Here is a 17,722-nt window from a genome sequence, read left to right as displayed (position 1 = left end):
GCATCAAAGGGTTCATTCGCCCATTGAGGCAGCACTGCGCACAGATTGGAGGCAAACTTGGTTCGTGTTCTTCGCGCCGCCGCCGCTCAGATGGGGCCGACGCAAAAAGCCGATACGCGCGAGCATACGCTGTCGCGGATGCTCGACCTGCTGGAGGAGGCGGCCGGCCGCGGCGCGAGCCTCGTGGTGTTTCCCGAGCTTGCCTTCACCACCTTCTTCCCGCGCTGGTTGCTCGAAGGCGAGGCCCTCGACCAATATTTCGAGCGCGGCATGCCGAACCCGGCGGTGGCGAAGCTGTTCGATCGAGCGCGTGCGCTGCGTGTCGGCTTCCATGTCGGCTATGCCGAGCTGACGCCGGAAGGCCGGCGCTACAATTGCTCTGTCCTGGTCGATCGCGAAGGGGAGATTTTCGGCCGCTACCGCAAGGTGCACCTTCCGGGCTCGGTCGAGCCGCGTCCGGGCGCGCGCTACCAGCAGCTCGAGAAGCGCTATTTCGAATATGGCGACCTCGGCTTTCCCGCCTTCCGCGCCGGCTCGTCCTGGGCCCACGCCATCATGGGCATGATGATCTGCAACGATCGCCGCTGGCCGGAATCCTGGCGCGTGCTCGGCCTGCAAGGCGTCGAGCTCGTCTGCATCGGCTACAATTCGGCGGCCTACGATCCCAATGGCGGCACGACGGAAGATGGCGCCTTGCGCACCTTCCACTCGACGCTGGTGACGCAGGCCAATGCCTACATGAACGCGACATGGGCGATCTCGGTGGCGAAGGCGGGCGAGGAGGACGGCTCCGGGCTGATCGGCGGCTCCTGCATCGTCGATCCCAATGGCCGCATCGTCGCTCAGGCCGAGACGCTGGCCGACGAGGTGATCGTCGCCGACATCGATCTCGATCTCTGCCGCCAGGGCAAGGACAAGATGTTCAATTTCGCCGCCCACCGGCGGCCCGAACAGTACAGGGTGATCACCGAACGCGCCGGCGTCATCGAGCCGGCCGTTCTCGACGCGGACTGACAAAATGGCACGCCGTTAGCAATAGGACCCGCCAACCGTTGGCAAAGGAGCTGACATGACACGCCTCTCGCATTTCCTTGTGCTTGCAGCGCTGGCTACCGCGACGTCGGCGCAGGCAGCCGAGCTTTCGGCGGAGATCAAGCAGGCGGGCGCGCTGAAGCTCACCGTCAACTCCACCTACGCGCCGATGGAATATCGCGATCCCGCGACCAACGAGTTGGTCGGGCTCGACATCGATCTTGCCAACGAGCTCGCCAGGCGGCTCGGTGGGCTGAAGATCGTCTGGAGCGAGACGCCGTTCGCCGAGCTGATTCCTTCGCTCCAGACCAAGCGCGCCGACTTCATCATCTCCGGCATCTCCGATCGCGCCTCGCGGCGCGAGACTGCCGATTTCGTCGACTACCTCGCAACCGGCCCGCAGTTCTTCGTGATGGCTGACAACGCGGCCAAGGCCGCGACCGATCTCTGCGGCAAGAAGGTCGGCACCACCCGCAGCACCAGCTTCCCGGTCGAGATCGAGAAGTGGAGCAAGCAGAATTGCGAACCGGCCGGCAAGCCGGCGATCCAGTATGTTCCGGGCGAGAACTCGATCGATGTCCGCAACCAGCTCAAGCAGGGCCGCATCGACGCCGCCGTGCAGGGCAGCGAGACGCTGCCTTACGCGCAAACACAGGAGCCCGGGAAATACCGCGTGGTCGGCGAGCCCTTCGCCAAGGGCTACCAGGGCATCATGTTCCGCAAGGACGATGCGGCCCTGCGCGAGGTCGTGACGGAGAAGCTCGCGGCGATGATCACCGACGGCGCCTACAAGGCCATTCTCGACAAATGGGGCTTAAGTGCCAACGCGGTCGCCCAGCCCATGCTGAACGCGGCGCCGCAATGAAGCCGGCACCGGCACTCGCGGACGGATTTCCCGACCTGTCGGGAATGCAGATCGCGCGCGAGCCGCACTGGTTCCGCTGGCTGAGCGCGGCCCTGATCGTCATCGTGCTGGCGGCGATCGCGCGCGCGTTCGCCGGCGGCCAGATCGAATGGTCCTATGTCGGCCGCTTCCTGACCGCAAAGGTCATCCTCGAAGGTATCGTCAACACCATGGTGATGGCGGTGCTGGCGATGGCGCTCGGCATCGTGCTCGGCATCGTCGTCGCCATCATGCGGCTGTCGCCCAATCCGGTGCTGAAGTCGGTGGCCGCCGGCTACACCTGGCTGTTTCGCGGCACCCCGCTGATCCTGCAACTGCTGCTATGGTTCAACCTCGCGCTGGTGTTTCCGACCATCGGCATTCCCGGCCTGTGGTCCGCGCGCGCCGTCGACGTCATGACGCCGTTCCTCGCCGCGCTGCTCGGGCTCGGCATCAACCAGGGCGCCTACACCTCCGAAGTGATGCGCGCCGGCATGCTGTCAGTCGACATCGGACAATATGAAGCGGCGCAGGCGATCGGCATGGGGCGGCTGCGCGCGTTGCGCCGGATCGTGCTGCCGCAGGCTATGCGCGTGGTGATCCCGCCGCTCGGCAACGAGTTCATCGGCATGGTGAAGGCGACCTCGCTCGCGAGCGTCATTCAATATCCCGAACTGCTGCACAACGCCGAGAACATCTACTACGCCAACTCCCGCGTCATCGAGCTCCTGATTGTCGCCGGGCTCTGGTACCTGCTCGTGGTCTCAATCCTGACCCCGCTTCAGATGCTGCTCGAACGTCGCTTCGCACGCGGCATATTGCGGCTTGCGCGATGACAAAACCCCTCGTCGCGATCCGCTCCGTCAGCAAGAACTTTGGCGAGTTCCAGGCTCTCAAAAGCGTCTCGCTCGACGTCTGGCCCGGCGAGGTGATGTGCCTGATCGGCGCCTCGGGCTCCGGCAAGACCACGCTCCTCCGCTGTATCAACCAGCTCGCCACGATCGATGCGGGCGGCATCTGGCTCGATGGCGAGCTGCTCGGAGTGCGCGAGCAGGGCGGCAAGCTCCGTCGCTTGAGCGAGGGCGAGATCGCGCGGCAGCGGCTGAAGACCGGCATGGTGTTCCAGCGCTTCAACCTGTTCCCGCACAAGACTGCGCTGGAGAACATCACCGAGGGCCCGACCCAGGTTCAGGGGCGTAAGGCCGACGAGGTGCGCGCGGAGGCGATCGAGCTGCTCCGTCGCGTTGGGCTTGCGGCCAAGGCGGACTGGTATCCCGCGCAGCTCTCCGGCGGGCAGCAGCAGCGCGTCGCGATCGCGCGGGCGCTCGCGATGAAGCCGATGCTGATGCTGTTCGACGAGCCCACCAGCGCGCTCGATCCCGAGCTCGTCGGTGAGGTGCTCGCGGTGATGAAGCAGTTGGCGAAGAGCGGCATGACCATGATGGTGGTGACGCACGAGCTCGGTTTCGCGCGCGAGGTCGCCGACCGCGTCGTCTACATGGACCAGGGCGCGATCGTCGAGCAGGGGCGGGCATCGGACGTTCTGGGCGCGCCGCGCGAGGCGCGCACCAGGGCATTTCTTTCGGCTGTGATCTGAAAATTGGGGGCGTAGTGATGAGGAGACTTTTGGTTGCGGCGGCATTGCTGGGGGCCATGAGCGTGTCCGCGATGGCGATCGAGCTGCCGGCGGAGATCGTCAAGCGTGGCAGCCTCAAGGTGGCGCTGGTGCCGAACTATCCGCCCATGGAATTCCGCGATCCCGCCACCAACGCGCTCTCCGGCTTCGATATCGATCTGGGCGAGGCCATCGGCCGCAAGCTCGGTCTCAAGATCGAATGGCAGGAGACGAGCTTTGCCGAGTTCATGCCGTCGATCTCGACCGGGCGGGTAGATGCCATCCTGTCCGGCTTCACCGACTATGCGAGCCGGCACGAGGTCGCGTCCTTCGTCGATTACTTGCGGAGCGGTCCGCAGTTCTTCGTGCAAGCGTCGCGCAAGACCGAGTTCAAGGATGCGGTGGCGCTCTGCGGCAAGAAAGTCGGCGCCAGCCGCCGCACCATGTTCCCGGCGCAGATCGCGGCGTGGAGCGAGAAGAACTGCGGCAGCAATCCGATCCAGGTCGTCGGCACCGACGGCTCGGCGGACGCGCGCACCCAGCTGAGGCAAGGCCGCATCGATGCCGCCGCCCAGGGCAACGAGACGCTGCCCTACATCATGGACCTCGAGCCCAACACCTATGCGACCGTGGGCGAGCCCATCGCACAGCAGTTCACCGGCATTGCTCTGCCGGTGAAGGAGAAGGCATTGCAGCAGGCGATGCTGGAGGCGGTCGACGCGCTGATCGCGGATGGCACCTACAAGACCCTGCTGGCGAAGTGGAAATTGAGCGACAACGCAATCGAGAAGGCGACCATCAATGCTGGACAGTAAGGCACTCCAGAGCATTCCGCTCGTTCCGGCCAACACCGCGGATCCCGCGCCGGAATATCCCTGGCCGAAGCCGTACACATCCGCGATGTTCCTGTCGTTCGACGTGGACGCCGAGAGCGCCTGGACCAGCAAGGACGCAGGTCATGCGCAGCGGCTCATCACCATGAGCTATGGTGGCTATGAGGCGCGCGTCGGCACGCCGAAGCTGCTGGAGCTGCTCGACCAACTCGGCCTCAAGGCGACGTTCTTCGTCACGGGTTGGTCGGTCGACGCGCATCCGGCGATGGCGGAGTCCATCCTCAAGGCCGGTCACGAGATCGGCCATCACGGCTATCATCATCTACTGCCGGATCCCGGCGATCCCTGGATCGAGGAGGAGCTGGAGCGCGGCTTCGAGGCGCTGAAGCGCCGGCTCGGCGTCAAGCCGACCGGCTACCGCGCGCCCTACGGCGAGTTCACGGAAGAGCTGCGCGTCGCGCTGGTGCGCCACGGCATCGTCTACACCTCCTCGTTCCGCGACGACGTCAGGCCCTATCGCCATCGCCTCGCCGACGGCAAGCCCGGCACGATCGAGCTGCCGGTGACCGCGAGCTATGACGACTGGATGCACGGCCTCTCGGCGCGCTTCAGCCCGCGCTCGATCTTCCCCAGGGAGCATGTGCTCTCGCTGTGGAGGGATGAGCTCAACGAAGTCCGCGACTGGGGCGCGATGGTGACGACGGTGCTGCATCCACAATGCAGCGGCCGTCCCATGCGGCTGAGGCTGCTACGCGAGTTCCTGACCTACGCAAAATCGTGCCCGGACGTCTGGGTCACCACCGGCGAGAAGATCGTCGAGAACTTCCTGCGTCACGAAGCCGGTAACCGCTAATGCCCATCTCTCGCCGCTCGCTCCTGAAGGCAGCCGCTACAGTGCCGGCTCTCTCGCTGCCGGGCATCGTCCGCGCTGAATCGCAGTCCACGCTGCGCTTCATCCCCGTGATCGACCTCGCTTTCGTCGATCCCATCTACTCGACGGCGCAGGTGTCGCGAAACCACGGCTTCATGGTCTACGACACGCTCTACGGCATGAGCTCCTCGCTCCAAGTCTCGCCGCAAATGCTGTCGGGCCATGTCATCTCCGGCGACCAGCTGCAGTGGGACCTCACGCTTCGTGATGGTCTGTTCTGGCACGACGGCGAGCGCGTGCTGGCCCGCGACTGCGTCGCCAGCATCCGCCGCTGGGCCGCGCGCGACGGCTTTGGCGGCGAGTTGTTGGAGGCGACGGCTGAGCTGCTGGCTGCCGACGACCGTACCATCCGTTTTCGTCTCAAGCGTCCGTTCCCGCTGCTGCCGCAGGCGCTCGGCAAGGCCGCGATCAATGCCTGCTTCATGATGCCGGAGCGGCTGGCGAGCCAGGATCCGTTCAAGCCGCTGACCGAGGTGATCGGCAGCGGTCCGTTCCGCTATCTCGCCGACGAGCGCGTGCAGGGCGCCCGCAATGCCTATGCCAAATTCGAGCGCTATCAGCCGCGCACCGACGGCAAGCCGGACTGGACCGCCGGGCCTAAGATCGTGCACTACGACCGCGTGGTCTGGACCACGACGCCCGATGCCGGCACCGGCGTCGCCGCGCTGCAGACCGGCGAGCAGGATTGGCAGGAGACCACGCCGCATGACCTGTTGCCCGTCATCAAGGCCGCCGGAGACATCGAGACGCGCATCCTCGATCCCAGAGGCTATGCCTGCATGCTGCGCCTCAATCATCTGCAGCCGCCGTTCGACAATCCCGCGATCCGCCGCGCGCTGCTGGGGGCGATCGACCAGTCCGCCTTCATGACCGCGGTTGCCGGCGTCGATCCCGCCTTTCAGGTTTCACCGATCGGCTATTTCGCCCCAGGCACGCCGATGGCGAGCGAGGTCGGTCTCGACGTCTTCCGCGGCCCGCGCAACTACGACAAGGTCAAGGCCGACCTCAAGGCCGCCGGCTATAACGGCGAGAAGATCGTGGTGCTCGTCCCCACCAACTCGCTGGCGCAGAAGCCGCTGGGCGAGATCGCGGTCGACTCGTTGCGCAAGGCCGGCATGAACGTCGAATATGCCGGGCTCGATTTCGCCGTCGTGTTGCAGCGCCAGCTGAAGAAGGACCCGATCGGGCAGGGCGGCTGGAGCGCGGCGGTCGGCAACTGGCAGGGCATCGACTGGCTCAACCCGGCCGGCAACACCAACATCCGCGGCGAAGGCAAGGTCGCCGGCTGGTATGCGAGCACGAAGATGGGCGAGCTGCGCAGCCAATGGCTGGCGGCCTCCGAGCTCGCCGAGCAGCAGCGCATCTGCCGCGAGATCCAGGCGGTGGCGTTCGAGGAAATCCCCTATGTTCCGATCGGCCTGTACAAGCAGCCGACCGCCTATCGCAAGGCCATCACCGGCATTCTCGACGGCACCGCCGTGTTCTGGAACGTACGCCCCGCATGAGCACCACCGCAATCTTTGGCAGCTATGTGCTGTCACGCAGGGACGGCGCGCAGCACGTGCTGCGCGACCATTGGGTCCTGGTCGAGGGCCGGAAGATCGCCGCGGTTACGCATGACAAGCCGCAGGCGGATCAGGTCTACGACCGTCCCGGCCGCTTCGTGCTGCCGGGCCTTTTGAACCTGCACAATCACTGCTTCTCCGAAGCGGTCGCGCGCAGCCATACGGAAGATGGCAATGGTCGCCGCAACAACCAGAGCATCGTCTATACGGTGCTCTTGCCGCTCACCAAGCGCGGCGCCGATCTGTTATCGGCGGAAGAGCGCATGGCGGTGGCGCGGCTCGGCATCCTCCAACTCCTGAAGGGGGGCGCCACCACGGTGATGGAGCCGTTCCGCAATTCGATTCCGGAAATGTTCGACGCGGCGGAGGAGATGGGCATCCGGTTCTACGGCGCGCCCTATCTGTTCTCCACATCCGACGCCAAAGCAGGCCCGGACGGCGTGGTGCACTATTCGGGTGATGACGGCGCCGCCGACATGGCGACCTGGGATGCGCTCTATCAGCGCTGGAACGATCGCGGCAACGGCCGCATCAGCTTTGCGATGAGCCCGCATGCCACGGACACCTGCGGCCCCGATCTCTTGAAGGCCTGCGCGGTGCGGGCGCGCGAGCTCGGCGTGCCCATCACGACGCACATGGCGCAGAGCCGCGCCGAGGTCGAGACCATCGGTCGGCGCTATGGCGGCCGTACGCCGGCGCAATATCTGGACTGGCTCGGCCTGCTGGCGCCCGACCTCATGGCGGCGCATTGCATGTTCAGCAGCGACGACGATCTCAAGCTCATGGCCGCGCGCGGCATGACCGTGCTGAACTGCCCGCGCGTGTTCGCGCGCGCCGGCGTCACCGCGGCGTTCAGCCGCTTCGCCGAGCACGGTGTGCGCACCGTGATCGGCACCGACGGCTACAACATGGACTTGCTCGGCGAGCTCAATGCGGCGTCGCTGATCTCAAAGGTCACCTCGGCGCGTCCCGACGTCGCGAACTCGCCGGAGCTGATCGAAGCAAACACGGCTGTCGCCGCCGATGTCATCAAGCGTCCGGATCTCGGCCGCATCGAGCCGGGCGCCACCGCCGATCTCACCGTTGTCGATCTCACTCACCCCCATCTTCGGCCGCTGTTCGACCCGCGCCGCGCATTGATCGCGCTCGCCAACCGCGCCAATATCGATCAGGTCATGGTCGACGGCCGCGTGCTGATCGACGCTGGCCGCTATCTCGGCGCCGATGAGGCGGCGATCACGGCGGCGGGCAGCGCCGCGATCGGCAAGATCTGGGATCTGCCGGAGGCGCAGGCTGCGTTCAACGGGTGACGGTCGCGTCGGGCGCTTGATTGATGCCACGAAGACGGTGCGCTCCCTCTCCCGCAAGCGGGAGAGGTTCAGCGAACCCGCGGCGTGCAACGATCTAGCCTGGCGCTATTGCGCCTTGATCCTCGAACTCCACCAGCGCCTTGCGCATGGTCTCGACCAGGTCCAGCGCCACCGGTGAAGGACTGCGCTGTGCAGGAAAGACCGCGGAGAATTCGAAGTCGATGCGCGGCAGGAAGCGCCGCACGACGACGCCGCGCGTTGCGAATTCCTGCGCGGTGAAGGGATCGCAGATCGAAACGCCCAGCCCCGACGACACCATGCCACACATGATTTCCGACAGCGTGGTCTCGACTCTGAGCACGCGACGGACATCGTGACGATGGAAAACCTGATCGACGAGGTGCCGGCTCGACGATCCCGCCGACAGTGAGATGAAGGTCTCGCCCTCGAAATCGCGCGGCTCCAGCACCTCTTTCTCGGCCAGATGATGACCGGTCGGCAGCACGGCGACCCGCGCCAGGCCCGGCAGCCGTAGGCTCGGCAGGCCGGAATGCGCGATCGGCACCTCGGCAAAACCGATGTCGCATTGGTTGTTCAGCACCCAGTCGACCACGATCGGCGAGATCACGCCGAAGAAGGCAAGGTTGAGATTGGGCCGCTCCATCAAGAAATGCCCCGCGAGCCGCGGCAGATAGCCGTTGGCCAGCGCCGGCAGCGCAGCGATCCGCAGCGAGCCGGTGCGGCGGCCGCGGATTTCCTCGGCCGCTGCCGTGATGCGCTCGAGACCGACGAAGGAGCGCTCGACCTCGGTGTAGAGCGCCATCGCGGCCGCGGTGGGCACGAGGCCGGTGCCGCGCCGCTCGAACAGCTCCATCTTGAGCAGCGCCTGGAAGTCGCGCAGCAGCCGGCTGACCGCGGGTTGCGTCACCGCCATCAGCTTCGCCGCCTCGGTGACGCTGCCGGTCAGCATCGTGGCCCGGAAGGCCTCCACCTGCCGCGAATTGATCCGCGCCATCCCGTGATCCAATCATAACATTTCAGCATGCAAAGGGTGCCATTATTCATTGGACGATGGAAGTATAGGTTGCGATCTTTTTCATCAGAGCTGGAGACAGCCCGCTTTTTCGGCAGATTGGAGGACTTCCAACCTCCAGATCGCGCTAAACCCGCCGAGCAGGGGCCGGAGCCCTGGTCGGGAGAAGGATGGCGCGGAAGGAAATGCGGCAGGCGCTTCGGCCGGAGACTTGTCGGCACGTCACCTCATTCCGGTATTGGAGATCGGTCCATATGAAGACTCTTCGCCTTCTGACTGCGGTCAGCATCGCAGCGCTCATTGCCGCCCCCTCGGTCGCCTCGGCCCAGCAGAAAACGCTTTATGTCGCCGGCTATGGCGGCTCGTTCGAGAAGACCATCCGCGACGAGGTGATTCCGGCCTTCGAGAAGGAGAACGGCGTCAAGGTCGAGTACGTTGCCGGCAACTCCACCGACACGCTGGCAAAGCTTCAGGCGCAGAAGGGCAACCAGCAGATCGACGTCGCCATCGTCGACGACGGCCCGATGTACCAGGCGATCCAGCTCGGCTTCTGCGGCAAGCTCGAGGGACTGCCGGCCGATCTCTACGATACAGCGCGCTTCAAGGACGATCGTGCCGTCGCGATCGGCATCGTCGCGACCGGCCTGATGTACAACACCAAGGTGTTCAAGGAGAAGGGCTGGGCGCCGCCGACTTCGTGGAACGACCTGAAGGACACGAAATACGCCAAGCAGCTCGTGATCCCGCCGATCAACAACACCTACGGCCTCGAAGCACTGGTGATGCTGTCGAAGATGAACGGCGGCGGCGAGACCAACGTCGATTCCGGCTTCAAGATCTTCAAGGAGCAGATCAATCCGAACGTGCTGGCCTATGAGCCGTCACCGGGCAAGATGACCGAGCTGTTCCAGTCCGGCCAGGCCGTGATCGCGGTGTGGGGTACCGGCCGCGTGCAGAGCTTTGCCAATACCGGCTTTCCCGTCGACTTCGTGTACCCGAAGGAAGGCGCGGCGACCCTGCTGACCACGGCGTGTCCGATCAACAAGCCCAACGCCTCGCCGCTCGCAGCGAGCTTCGTCAAGATGCTGCTCGATCCAAAGATCCAGCTCGTGCTGCTGAAGGACTACGGCTACGGCCCGGTGCTGAAATCGCTGGTGATTCCGCCCGAGCTCGGCAAGATGGCGCCGATCGGCGAGCGTGCGGCCAAGCTCTACAATCCGGACTGGACGGTCATCAACGACAAGCGCGAGGAGTGGACCAAGCGCTGGAACCGCGAGGTCGAGCGCTGATCGGTCGCGGCGGAGACAGCGTCATGGCCTATCTCGAGCTCGATCGGGTCGCAAAGCAGTTCGGCGCGCAGACTGTGGTCGATGACTTCAGCCTGTCTGTGGGGAAGGGGGAGTTCATCTCCTTCCTCGGCCCGTCCGGCTGCGGCAAGACCACGACATTGCAGATGATCGCGGGCTTCCTCGATCCCACGCGCGGCGCGATCCGCCTGGAGGGCAAGGACCTCACCGCGGTTCATCCGGCCAAGCGTGGCCTCGGCATCGTGTTCCAGAGCTACGCGCTGTTTCCGCATATGACCGCGGCGGAGAACGTCGCCTTTGGCCTCGAGATGCGCAACGTATCCCGAGGCGAGCGGGCCGAGCGCGTGCGGGCCGCGCTGGCGATGGTGGGGCTCGCCGGCTACGAGGAGCGCCATCCGCGCCGCATGTCCGGCGGCCAGCAACAGCGCGTGGCGCTGGCGCGCGCGCTGGTGATCAAGCCGAGTGTGCTGCTGCTCGACGAGCCGCTGTCCAATCTCGACGCAAAGCTGCGCGAGGAGATGCAGATCGAGCTGCGCCAGATCCAGCGCACCATCGGCACCACCACGATCCTGGTCACGCACGACCAGAACGAGGCGATGTCGCTGTCCGACCGCATCGTGGTGATGAGCCAGGGCAAGATCGAGCAGATCGGCACGCCGCAGGAAACCTATGAGAAGCCGGCCTCGGCCTTCGTCTCGCAATTCCTCGGCAAGACCAACGACTTTGCCGGAACAATCGACCAGACCGTCGCGCCGACGCAGTTGGTGGCCGGCTCCTGGCGCGCACCGGCGCCGGCCGGGCTTGGCGGTCCCGTCACCGTCAGCGTTCGCCCCGAAAGAATCGGCTTTGGCGATACAGGGCTCAGCGCAAAGATCAGCACGCGCATCTTCCAGGGTAATCACTGGCTGTTCCAGTGCGACAGCGAATGCGGCCCGGCGATCGTGATCCGCCAGAACGACGGCAAGGCGCAGCCGGCCGAAGGCGACGCGGTTCGCCTCACCTGGCAACCTGCGGACATGAGCGTGCGCGCGAGGGCTGGCGCATGAGCATGGCCGTCGAGGAGCGCAGCACGCGCGCGCCCTGGGCGCTGACGGCGCCCGCCTTGATGCTGTTCGTCGGCGTGCTGCTGATTCCGCTGGCGATGACGGTGATGCTGTCGTTCCACGATTGGGGCCAGTACAAGGGCATCGAGCCGGTCTTCATCCTCAAGAACTGGCACGAGATCGCGACCGATCCCTATTACGCCGAGATGTTCTGGCGGACCTTCCGCATCGCGATCCTGACCACGCTGCTCACCGCGCTGCTCGGCGCGCCCGAAGCCTATATCCTCAACCGCATGAGTGGTCGCTGGAAGAGCTTCTTCCTGCTGGTCATTCTCGGGCCGCTCTTGATCTCCGTGGTGGCACGCACGCTCGGCTGGGCGTTGCTGTTCGGCGGCAATAACGGCCTCGTCAATAAGCTGCTGATGTCGCTTGGCGCGATCCGTTCGCCCATTCCCTTCATGTTCACCGAAACAGGCATGGTCGTCGCGCTCGCGCATGTGATGATGCCGTTCATGGTGCTGTCGGTGTGGGCGGCGCTCCAGCGCCTCGATCCGCAGATCGAGAATGCCGCGATGTCGCTCGGCGCGAGCCCTGCCACCATCATCCGCCGCATCATCATGCCGCAGATCATGCCGGGCGTGCTGTCGGGGGCGATCATCGTGTTCTCGCTGTCGGCCAGCGCCTTCGCGACGCCCGCGATCATCGGTGGCCGCCGGCTCAAGGTCGCTGCGACGCTCGCCTATGACGAATTCCTCAACACCCTGAACTGGCCGCTGGGCGCTGCGGTCGCAACGCTGCTGCTGGTCGCGCTGGTGCTGATCGTGGTCGGCAGCAACGCGCTGATCGAGCGCCGCTATGCAGAGGTGTTCCGATGAGCCGGAACGGTCCGCTCGCGCTGATCTTCCACACCATCTTCGTCATCGTCATGGTGGCGCCGATCCTGGTGGTCTGCCTTGTCGCCTTCACGCCCGAAGGTTTTCTATCGCTGCCGACCCACGGCTTTTCGCTGCGCTGGTTCAGGACCATCGCGAATTATCCTGAGTTCATCCACGCCTTCTGGGTCAGCCTCGGACTCGGCGCGCTCTCGTCCTTGGTGGCGCTGCTGTTCGCGGTGCCTGCCGCGCTCGCGATCGCGCGCTATCGCTTCCGCGGCCGTGATGTGCTGGCGGCGCTGTTCCTGTCGCCGCTGATGATCCCGCATGTCGTGCTCGGCATCGCCTTTCTGCGCTTCTTCACCTCGGCGGGGCTCGGCGGCAGCTTTGCCGCGCTGATCATCGCCCATGTCATCATCGTGTTCCCGTTTGCGCTGCGGCTGACGCTCGCGGCGGCGACCGGCATGGACCGCACGGTCGAGATGGCGGCCGTCTCGCTCGGCGCCGGCGGCTGGACGCTGTTTCGCCGCGTGACCTTGCCGCTGATCCTGCCGGGCGTCATCAGCGGCTGGGCGCTCGCCTTCATCCAGTCCTTCGACGATCTCACCATGACCGTCTTCCTTGCGGCACCAGGGACCGAGACGTTGCCGGTCCGCATGTTCCTTTATATCCAGGACAACATCGATCCGCTGGTAACGTCGGTCTCGGCCTGCGTGATCGCGATCACCATGACCGCCCTCATTCTGCTCGACCGCTTCTACGGGCTCGACCGCGTGCTCGCCGGCAAGGGCGATACGGGACGATAGGAGAACTCATGTCAGGGGAATACGACGTCGCCGTCGTCGGCGGCGGACTGCTCGGCTCCGCCATTGCCTGGGGCCTCGGCCGCATCGGCAAGAAGGTTGCCGTGCTCGACGAGGGCGATATCACGAAGCGCGCCTCGCGCGCGAACTTTGCGCTGGTCTGGGTCCAGAGCAAGGGGCTCGGCATGCCGGCCTATACGGTCTGGACGGTGCGCGCGTCGGAGGCGTGGGGCCGGCTCGCGTCCGAACTGAAGCAGCAGACCGGCCTCGATGTCTGCCTCCAGCAGAACGGCGGCTTTCATCTCACGCTTGGCGAGGACGAATTCGGCCAGCGCGCCGACCTCGTCAAACGCATGCACAACCAGATCGGCGCCGCCGACTACAAGATGGAGATGTTGTCGGCGTCGGAAGTCAAGAAATCGCTGCCGCTGATTGGCCCCGAAGTCTCGGGCGGCAGCTATTGCCCGCTCGACGGTCACGTCAACTCGCTGCGCACTTTCCGGGCCTTCCACACTGGCTTCAGGGCGTTCGGCATCGATTATTTTCCGGAGCGGCCGGTCTCGGCGATCGGCAAGAGCGGCGGCGAATTCCGCTTGGCCACGCCGAAGGGCGAGCTGCGCGCCGCCAAGATCGTGCTAGCGGCGGGCAATGCCAATCAGACGCTGGCGCCGATGGTCGGCCTCCTTGCTCCGATGGGACCGACTCGCGGCCAGATCGTCGTGACCGAGCGCACCATGCCGTTCTTGCCGCATCCGCTGACGACGATCCGCCAGACCGACGAGGGCACGGTGATGATCGGCGACAGCAAGGAGGACGAGCTCGATGACCGCGCACTGAAGCACTCGATCAGCTCAGTGATGACCGACCGCGCCCAGCGCATGTTCCCGCATCTGTCGCGCCTCAACGTAGTCAGGAGCTGGGCCGGCATTCGCGTGATGCCGCAGGACGGCTTTCCGATCTACGACCAGTCGGAGACGCATCCCGGCGCGTTCGTGGCCTGCTGCCATTCCGGCGTGACGCTCGCATCCAACCACGCGTTCGAGGTCGCACGCATGGTGGCGCAGGGCGCGCTCGAGCCGGAGCTTGTCGGCGCGTTCTCGGCCAGCCGTTTTGGCGGCGCGGGCGCGGCGAACAACAGCGGCTACTAGAAATTATTCAGCAAGGAGCCAAGAGACATCCCCATGTTCAGGCGATCCGAACAGGACCAGCGTCCACCGGTCCAGATCTTCGTCGACGGCGTTGCCGTCGCAGCGCGCCAAGGTGACACCGTCTCCGCCGCGCTGCTGGCCTCCGGCGTTGACGCACGGCGTTCTACCGCAGTGAGCGGCGCGCCGCGTCTGCCCTATTGCATGATGGGCGTGTGTTTCGACTGCCTCGTCACGATTGACGGCGTCGGCAATCGGCAAGGCTGCCTCGTGCCCGTCGCCGAGGGCATGCAGGTCGAAATCCAGAAGGGCAAGCGGGAGATCGGAAAATGACTGTGGCTCCCAAGTCCGAAGACTACGACGTCGTGGTGATCGGCGCCGGGCCCGCGGGCCTTGCTGCTGCCGCGACATCCGCCGAGGCCGGCCTCTCGACGCTGCTGCTCGACGAGAATATCGGCCCCGGCGGCCAGGTGTTTCGCGCGATCTCCTCGACGCCGGTGACCGACCGCAACCAGCTCGGCGCCGATTACTGGGTCGGTGCCGATCTTGTGCAGGCGCTGCGTGCGAGCGGCGCCGAGGTCATCCATCGTGCCACGGTCTGGAGCCTCGACCGCAATCTCGAGATCGCCGTGTCCATCGGCGGCGCATCCGCCTTCGTCAAGGCCAAGCGTGTGATTCTTGCGACCGGCGCGCTGGAGCGGCCGTTCCCGATTCCCGGCTGGACGCTGCCGGGCGTGATGACCGCGGGCGCGGCGCAGACCATGCTGAAGTCCTCGGCACTGGTGCCCGATGGACGCACGGTGATCGCAGGGCAGGGGCCGCTGCTCTGGCTGCTCGCCGCGCAGATCCTGCGACTTGGCGGCCGCATCGACCGCATTCTCGACACCACCGAGCGCCGCAATTATCTCGCGGCGCTGCCGCACGCCTTCGCGTTCCTGACCTCGCCCTATTTCGCCAAGGGCCTATCGATGATGCGCGAGGTGAAGGCGAAGGTGCAGGTCGTCTCGGGCGTCACCGAGCTCTCTGCGGCTGGTGACGGCCTGCTCGCCAGCGTAAGCTATGTCGCCGGCCGCAAGCGCGAGACCATACCTGCGGATCTGCTGCTGTTGCATCAGGGCGTCGTGCCCAACGTCAATCTGGCGATGGCGGCTGGCGTCGAGCATCACTGGGACGATCTGCAATTGTGTTGGTCGCCGGTGCTCGATGCGAGCGGCAATTCGCCGGTCGCCGGCATTGCTATCGCAGGGGACGGGGCAGGCATCGGCGGCGCAAATGCAGCCGTAGTCCGCGGCCGCATCGCGGCGCGTGCGGCGGTGGATGCACTAGCACCTGCAGCCGCGGCGAAGCTCCCTGCAATTGCAACGCTCCGCGCCGATCTCGCGAAGGCCGAGCGCGGCCGCGTCTTCCTCGACACCCTTTTCCGCCCAGCGCCGCAATTCCGTATCCCCTCGGGCGACACCATCGTCTGCCGCTGCGAAGAGGTGACCGCCAAGGATGTTCTCGATTCCGTCGCCATTGGTGCAACCGGGCCGAATCAGCTCAAGGCCTATCGCCGCACCGGCATGGGTCCGTGCCAGGGCCGGCTCTGCGGCCTCACCGTCACCGAGCTGATCGCGCAGGCGCGCGGCAAGTCCCCGCAGGAGATCGGCTATTACCGTCTGCGCGCGCCGGTGAAGCCGATCACGCTCGCCGAGCTGGCCGCCGTTCCGAAGACCGAAGCCGACGTCAAGGCCGTGGTGCGCGGATGACCAGGAACGTGGATGCGATCGTCGTCGGCGGCGGCATCCACGGATGTTCGACCGCGTTGCATCTGTGCCTCGCCGGCCTGAAGCCGGTGCTGATCGAGAAGGACTACGCCGGCCGCCATGCCTCGGGTGTCAATGCCGGCGGAGTCCGTCAGCTCGCACGGCATGTTCCCGAAATCCCGCTCTCGATCCGCTCAATGGGGATCTGGGAGAAGATATCAGATCTCCTCGACGACAATTGCAGCTTCGAGAGCCACGGCCAGGTATTGGTCGCGGAAGACGAGGAGGAGCTCGCGATCTGTCGCGCGCGTGTCGCCGAGCTCAACGCGCTCGGCTTTACCCATGAAGAGCTGATCGACGCGACTGAACTACGGCGCCTCGTGCCGGCCGTCGCCGAGACCTGTCCCGGCGGCGTGGTCTCGCGCCGGGACGGAGCCGCCAATCCGGCGCAGACGACGACGGCATTCCGTCGCAAGGCGGAGCAATTAGGTGCGACCGTGCGCGAGGGCGTGGCCGCCAGCAATATCCGCTACAGCGATGGGCTCTGGCACGTCGACGTCGGCACGGACAGCTATGCTGCGCCGGTGCTCGTCAACGCCGCGGGCGCCTGGGCCGGCAGGATCGCAGCCGCGCTCGGCGAAGCCGTTCCAGTCGAGACCGTTGCGCCGATGCTGATGATCACCTCGCGCGTGCCACACTTCATCGATCCCGTCGTGATTCTGCGCGGGCGCAAACTCTCCTTCAAGCAATTCAAGAGCGGCACCGTGCTGATCGGCGGCGGCCATCTGGCGACGCCCGACCAGGACCGCAACGAGACGGTGCTGGACTGGAAGAGCCTCGCGACCAGCGCGCAGACCGTGTTCGAGCTATTCCCGGTGATGCGCAGCGCCACCATCGTTCGCGCATGGGCCGGCATCGAGGCGAGGATGAAGGACGATCTGCCCGTGTTCGGGCCAAGCAGCCGTCACAAGGGCCTCTATCACCAGTTCGGCTTCTCGCTGCACGGTTTTCAGCTCGGCCCCGGCGCGGGCGCCGTGATGGCGGAGCTGATCGTCAACGGGGGCACCCAGACCCGCGTCAGTGATCTCGGCATCGACCGCTTCCATCCCTCCACGCTCTAAGAAGAGGACATCATGAGCATCAACCGCAGCATTCGCACGCCCATCATGCACCGCGCCGTCGAGGCCAACGGCTTCGTCTTCCTCGGTGGCACCATTGCCGACGACACCTCAGTCTCGATGGGCGAGCAGACCCGCAACATCCTCGGCAAGATCGCCGGCTATCTGAAGGAGGCCGGCACCGACAAGTCTCGCGTCGTCAGCGCTTCGATCTTCGTCACCGATCTCTCCAAGAAGAAGGAGATGGATGCCGCCTGGACCGAGTTCTTCGGCGACAATCTCCCCACCCGCGCCACCGTCGGCGTCGCCGATCTCGGCGGCGGCGCACTGATCGAGGTGGTGGTCACCGCCCTGAAGGGTTGACCGCACACGGCGACGAAGGACGACAGCGCCTCCCGCGCTGTCGTCTCCTCGCGGCGTGCCTTGATCTCGCCGTTCGATGGGACTATTTGGAGAGTTCCTCAATCAGGATACTTGCAGCCATGGA

At 65.6% G+C, this 17,722-nt stretch carries 18 protein-coding genes; 17 read left to right on the top strand and 1 reads right to left on the bottom strand.

Annotated elements, in window-relative coordinates; genetic code table 11:
• The first annotated feature begins 57 nt into the window (after positions 1-57).
• The 8 genes from EHH60_RS09205 to EHH60_RS09170 are packed head-to-tail and all read left to right on the top strand — an operon-like array spanning position 58 to position 8,169.
• Positions 58-1,014 (top strand): N-carbamoyl-D-amino-acid hydrolase, encoded by a 957-nt coding sequence (locus tag EHH60_RS09205; protein WP_124159157.1) that lies wholly within the window; start codon positions 58-60, stop codon positions 1,012-1,014.
• Between the two features lie 55 nt (positions 1,015-1,069).
• Complete coding sequence (locus EHH60_RS09200; protein WP_124159156.1) at positions 1,070-1,897, top strand: ABC transporter substrate-binding protein; 828 nt, start codon at positions 1,070-1,072, stop codon at positions 1,895-1,897.
• Positions 1,894-2,751, top strand: a complete 858-nt coding sequence (locus EHH60_RS09195) for an amino acid ABC transporter permease (protein ID WP_199751370.1) — start codon at positions 1,894-1,896, stop codon at positions 2,749-2,751. The genes EHH60_RS09200 and EHH60_RS09195 overlap by 4 nt, the downstream gene beginning before the upstream one ends.
• Entirely contained in the window at positions 2,748-3,512 is a 765-nt protein-coding gene (locus EHH60_RS09190) for an amino acid ABC transporter ATP-binding protein (protein ID WP_124159154.1), read from the top strand. Before EHH60_RS09195 ends, EHH60_RS09190 begins: the two co-directional genes overlap by 4 nt.
• 17 nt (positions 3,513-3,529) lie before the next feature.
• Positions 3,530-4,345 (top strand): ABC transporter substrate-binding protein, encoded by an 816-nt coding sequence (locus tag EHH60_RS09185; RefSeq protein WP_124159153.1) that lies wholly within the window; start codon positions 3,530-3,532, stop codon positions 4,343-4,345.
• Positions 4,332-5,216 (top strand): polysaccharide deacetylase family protein, encoded by an 885-nt coding sequence (locus EHH60_RS09180; protein WP_124159152.1) that lies wholly within the window; start codon positions 4,332-4,334, stop codon positions 5,214-5,216. The genes EHH60_RS09185 and EHH60_RS09180 overlap by 14 nt, the downstream gene beginning before the upstream one ends.
• Positions 5,216-6,799 (top strand): ABC transporter substrate-binding protein, encoded by a 1,584-nt coding sequence (locus EHH60_RS09175; protein WP_124159151.1) that lies wholly within the window; start codon positions 5,216-5,218, stop codon positions 6,797-6,799. The genes EHH60_RS09180 and EHH60_RS09175 overlap by 1 nt, the downstream gene beginning before the upstream one ends.
• The gene (locus EHH60_RS09170; protein ID WP_124159150.1) at positions 6,796-8,169 is read left to right on the top strand and encodes an amidohydrolase family protein; all 1,374 of its coding nucleotides are present in this window, start codon (positions 6,796-6,798) and stop codon (positions 8,167-8,169) included. The genes EHH60_RS09175 and EHH60_RS09170 overlap by 4 nt, the downstream gene beginning before the upstream one ends.
• A 94-nt stretch (positions 8,170-8,263) precedes the next feature.
• Here the strand turns inward: EHH60_RS09170 and EHH60_RS09165 are convergent, their stop codons facing one another.
• A complete protein-coding gene (locus EHH60_RS09165) occupies positions 8,264-9,184 on the bottom strand; it encodes a LysR substrate-binding domain-containing protein (protein ID WP_124159149.1) in 921 nt (306 codons plus the stop codon).
• A 272-nt stretch (positions 9,185-9,456) separates the two neighbouring features.
• On the opposite strand from EHH60_RS09165, the gene EHH60_RS09160 reads away from it, so the two are divergent.
• The 9 genes from EHH60_RS09160 to EHH60_RS09120 are packed head-to-tail and all read left to right on the top strand — an operon-like array spanning position 9,457 to position 17,598.
• The gene (locus tag EHH60_RS09160) at positions 9,457-10,491 is read left to right on the top strand and encodes an ABC transporter substrate-binding protein (RefSeq protein WP_124159148.1); all 1,035 of its coding nucleotides are present in this window, start codon (positions 9,457-9,459) and stop codon (positions 10,489-10,491) included.
• A 23-nt stretch (positions 10,492-10,514) separates the two neighbouring features.
• Positions 10,515-11,555: an ABC transporter ATP-binding protein gene (locus EHH60_RS09155; protein ID WP_199751369.1), complete on the top strand. Its 1,041-nt coding sequence runs from the start codon at positions 10,515-10,517 to the stop codon at positions 11,553-11,555.
• Positions 11,552-12,427 (top strand): ABC transporter permease, encoded by an 876-nt coding sequence (locus EHH60_RS09150; protein WP_124159146.1) that lies wholly within the window; start codon positions 11,552-11,554, stop codon positions 12,425-12,427. The genes EHH60_RS09155 and EHH60_RS09150 overlap by 4 nt, the downstream gene beginning before the upstream one ends.
• Positions 12,424-13,230 carry an ABC transporter permease gene (locus EHH60_RS09145; protein WP_124159145.1) on the top strand — a complete coding sequence of 269 codons (807 nt, stop codon included), beginning with the start codon at positions 12,424-12,426 and terminating at the stop codon, positions 13,228-13,230. Before EHH60_RS09150 ends, EHH60_RS09145 begins: the two co-directional genes overlap by 4 nt.
• 8 nt (positions 13,231-13,238) lie before the next feature.
• A complete protein-coding gene (locus tag EHH60_RS09140; protein ID WP_124159144.1) occupies positions 13,239-14,375 on the top strand; it encodes an NAD(P)/FAD-dependent oxidoreductase in 1,137 nt (378 codons plus the stop codon).
• A 33-nt stretch (positions 14,376-14,408) separates the two neighbouring features.
• Positions 14,409-14,705 carry a (2Fe-2S)-binding protein gene (locus EHH60_RS09135; protein WP_124159143.1) on the top strand — a complete coding sequence of 99 codons (297 nt, stop codon included), beginning with the start codon at positions 14,409-14,411 and terminating at the stop codon, positions 14,703-14,705.
• The gene (locus tag EHH60_RS09130; RefSeq protein WP_124159142.1) at positions 14,702-16,120 is read left to right on the top strand and encodes an FAD/NAD(P)-dependent oxidoreductase; all 1,419 of its coding nucleotides are present in this window, start codon (positions 14,702-14,704) and stop codon (positions 16,118-16,120) included. The genes EHH60_RS09135 and EHH60_RS09130 overlap by 4 nt, the downstream gene beginning before the upstream one ends.
• Positions 16,117-17,238 carry an NAD(P)/FAD-dependent oxidoreductase gene (locus EHH60_RS09125; protein ID WP_124159141.1) on the top strand — a complete coding sequence of 374 codons (1,122 nt, stop codon included), beginning with the start codon at positions 16,117-16,119 and terminating at the stop codon, positions 17,236-17,238. Before EHH60_RS09130 ends, EHH60_RS09125 begins: the two co-directional genes overlap by 4 nt.
• Positions 17,239-17,250: 12 nt before the next feature.
• A complete protein-coding gene (locus EHH60_RS09120) occupies positions 17,251-17,598 on the top strand; it encodes a RidA family protein (RefSeq protein WP_124159140.1) in 348 nt (115 codons plus the stop codon).
• Positions 17,599-17,722 lie beyond the last annotated feature (124 nt).

Origin of the sequence: Bradyrhizobium sp. RP6 (genome assembly GCF_003837805.1) — a bacterium.
Classification (GTDB): Bacteria; Pseudomonadota; Alphaproteobacteria; order Rhizobiales; family Xanthobacteraceae; genus Bradyrhizobium.
The sequence above is the reverse complement of the archived record's forward strand: the minus strand, read 5'-3'. Positions and strand labels throughout refer to the sequence as shown.